The following is a 2,965-nucleotide window of genomic DNA, read 5'->3' on the forward strand; positions in this document are numbered from 1 at the left end:
GGGCCGGCGGTGGCGTACGGCGTCGGCGATCGTGAGCAGGACGGCGGCGTCCGGGCCGGCGGGCCTGCCGGACGGGCCGGTGAAGGCGAGGGATTCCATGAGCGCGTCGAGTCTGCGGACGAGCCGTTCTGGCAGCACCCGGCGGATCTTCGCGGCCGCCGTCTCGCTCGCGGTGTCGCCTGCGTCGCCGGCCGTACGCCGGTTGGCGATCAGGCCGAGCAGCACGGCCAGCGCCTCGTCGTCGTCGAGCATGAGCGGCGGCAGGCGGTAGCCGCGGGCGAGACGATAGCCGCCGTAACGGCCGCGCACCGACTCGACCGGCAGTCCGAGGTCGACGAGCTGACCGACGTACCGCCGCACGGTACGGCCGTCGACGCCGAGCCGGTCGGCCAGTTCGGCCATCGTCCGGACGCCGCCCGACTGCAACAACTCCAGGAGCGTGAGCACACGACCGGTGGGTGGCGACATGAATACGAGCCTATGGCGAATAGTGGACCGAATCCGTCCAGTATCAGTCGTACCGTGCGGGGTGCCAAGAGCTGCACGAACACTGAAGGAACGTCATGAACTTCGTATCGATCCGCATCATCACCGATGACGTCGCCCGCCTGGCCGGGTTCTACGAGCAGGCCACCGGGACCCCGGCGACCTGGTCCACCGAGGACTTCGCCGAGATCAGGACCGGCACCGCCACGCTGGCGATCGCGAGCATTCGCACCGTCCCGCTGTTCGCCCCGGGCTCCTCCCGCCCGGCCGACAACCACAGCGTGATCGTCGAGTTCCTGGTGGACGACGTGGACCGCGTGTACGAGAACCTGACCGGCCTCGTCACCGACTTCGTCAACGAGCCCACCACGATGCCCTGGGGCAACCGGTCGCTGCTGTTCCGCGACCCCGACGGCAATCTCGTCAACTTCTTCACCCCGGTCACCCCGGCCGCCGTGGCGAGAACCGCCCGCTGATCAGAAAACCAGTGGGCGGGGTCAGGCGGCGGGGGTGCGGCGGCGGGACTGCCAGGACAGGTGGGCGTCGCGGACCTTGGTCCACAGGGCCTCGCGTTCGGCGCCGTTGACGTCGTCGAGACGCAGCCCGAACACCTCCTCCAGGGCCCCGAACCACTCCCGCCGGGTGGACAGCTCCCGCTCGGTCCTGCCGTCCGCGCCGATCCGGCGCAACATGCAGCCCACCAGGCAGTCGGCGCCCGTCGCGTCGCGCCGCAGCACGACGGCGGCCCGCACCAGCCGGGACTCGGGCGACGTGCACAGGTACGGATGCCACTCCACGAAGTCCCCGGGCTCGGCGGGGGCCCGCTCGACGTCCAGCCCGGCGATCGACCCGCGCGGGTCGTGGTCGAACCGCCAGCCGCCGGGCTCCACGTCCGAGGCGGACAGCCGGAACTCGAACGGCCCCTGCCGGTACGTCCCCGCCCGCAGCGGCAGCGGCTCGTGCAGCCCGTCGCCGAGCCCGATGTCCACCAGCCAGTCCTGCCCGTCGAGGGCGACGGTGAGCGCGAGGTGCGGCGCGAACGACGCCGGCGAGGCGGGCGCCCGGACGGCGGCCTGCACCCCGGCCCGATGCCAGGTGACGTCGTAGCCGAGCGCGGTCAGCAGCGTGGCGAACGCCCCGTTGAGCTGCACGCAGTAGCCGCCGCGCCCGCGCAGCACCCGCTCGACCGACTCGCGCGGGTCCACGGTGATCCGCCGGCCGAGCTGAACCTCCAAGGTCTCGTACGGCACCCGCTCCACGTGCGCGCGGTGCAGGGCGCGCAGCGCCGGGAGCGACGGCTCGCCGGGGTCGCCGACGTCCAGCCGGTCGAGGTAGGCGTTCAGGTCACGGTCACGAGTTCGCCGCATGGGCCCTCCCTTCGGTCGCCGCGTCCATCGTGGTCCGCCGCGCGGCCGTCCCGCACCTCGCGGATTGCTCGCCCGGCGGCGATGCACGGCGGCGATGCCCGGGGGCGATGCGGGACGGCGATGCGGGACGGCGGGCGGACGTACCGCGCAATCCACGAGATGCGGCGGCGCGCGGCCGCGACCGACGATGACCACGATGACGCTGCCCTGAGCGGTTCACCGGGAGGAGACGACCAGATGCGCAACCAGACTGTCGCACCGGAGCGGGTGAGCACCCGATGGGAGGATCACCTGCCCGACCTGCTGGACAAGCTGGGATTGCCGGCCGAAGGGGCGATCCAGGTGGGCGCGCACCGGGGCCAGGAGGTGGAGGCGCTCACCAGGTGCGGGTTCCGCCGCCTGGTCATGATGGAGCCCAACGGCGACCACCTGCCCGCGCTGCGCGAGCAGCTCCGGCTGCACCACCTGGCCGCCGGGCTGCCCGAGCCCGAGCACGGCCACCCGGCCCGCGAGGTCGTGGCGGCGTGCGCCGGCCGGGAACGCGGCCAGGCCACGCTCAACGTCACCCCCTACGACAAGCAGTCCAGCATGCTGCCGCCGCTGCTGCCCATGGCCGTCGTCCGGCAGGACGTCGTCCCGGTGATCCCCGTCAGCGAGGTGCAGCACGGCTGCAACGTGCTGGTGGTGGACGCCCAGGGCGCCGAACTGGAGGTGCTCGCCGGGACCGACCTGAGCCGGCTGCGGCTCGCCGTCATCGAGGGCAGCGTGACGGCCCGCTACAGCGGCGGCTCGACCCTCGACAGCATCGCCGAGCACATGACGGCGCACGGCTGGCGCGAGGTGGCCGCCTGGCCGCACCAGCGTCCCGGCGTCGTGGACGTCGCCTGGCTGGCCCCCTGGCCCACCCCGTTCTGATGGACCGGCCGTCGGACGGGGGCCTGGCGTGCGAGCGCCGCGGGGCGGTGGCCGTCCTGCGGCTCGACCGGCCCCGCGTGCGCAACGCGCTCGGGTCCGGGCTGGTCGCGGCGCTAGGCCAGAAGGTGGAGTTCGGCGTGGCCGAGGGCCGCCGGGGCCAGCAGGCGCTGTCGGTCCGGATCCTGGACCAGCCGCCG

The 2,965-nt window shown here is 73.4% G+C and carries 4 protein-coding genes and 1 pseudogene; 3 read left to right on the forward strand and 2 right to left on the reverse strand.

Going from position 1 to position 2,965, the window contains the following annotated elements:
- A partial coding sequence (locus ACWCSD_RS50680; RefSeq protein ID WP_449926721.1) for a helix-turn-helix transcriptional regulator occupies positions 1 to 468 on the reverse strand: 468 nt, incomplete at its 3' end.
- A 95-nt stretch (positions 469 to 563) separates the two neighbouring features.
- Here ACWCSD_RS50680 and ACWCSD_RS50685 point away from each other — a divergent pair.
- Positions 564 to 962, forward strand: coding sequence for a VOC family protein (locus ACWCSD_RS50685; RefSeq protein ID WP_397157946.1), 399 nt, complete (start codon positions 564 to 566; stop codon positions 960 to 962).
- Between the two features lie 21 nt (positions 963 to 983).
- Here the strand turns inward: ACWCSD_RS50685 and ACWCSD_RS50690 are convergent, their stop codons facing one another.
- Positions 984 to 1,853: an arylamine N-acetyltransferase family protein gene (locus tag ACWCSD_RS50690; RefSeq protein ID WP_364335167.1), complete on the reverse strand. Its 870-nt coding sequence runs from the start codon at positions 1,851 to 1,853 to the stop codon at positions 984 to 986.
- A 237-nt stretch (positions 1,854 to 2,090) separates the two neighbouring features.
- Here ACWCSD_RS50690 and ACWCSD_RS50695 point away from each other — a divergent pair, with 237 nt between their 5' ends.
- Positions 2,091 to 2,768, forward strand: coding sequence for an FkbM family methyltransferase (locus ACWCSD_RS50695; protein WP_364335165.1), 678 nt, complete (start codon positions 2,091 to 2,093; stop codon positions 2,766 to 2,768).
- Positions 2,768 to 2,965, forward strand: a pseudogene (locus ACWCSD_RS50700) (hypothetical protein); the annotation flags it as partial. The gene ACWCSD_RS50695 and the pseudogene ACWCSD_RS50700, both read left to right, overlap by 1 nt.

It is taken from the genome of Nonomuraea sp. NPDC001684 (assembly GCF_053596515.1).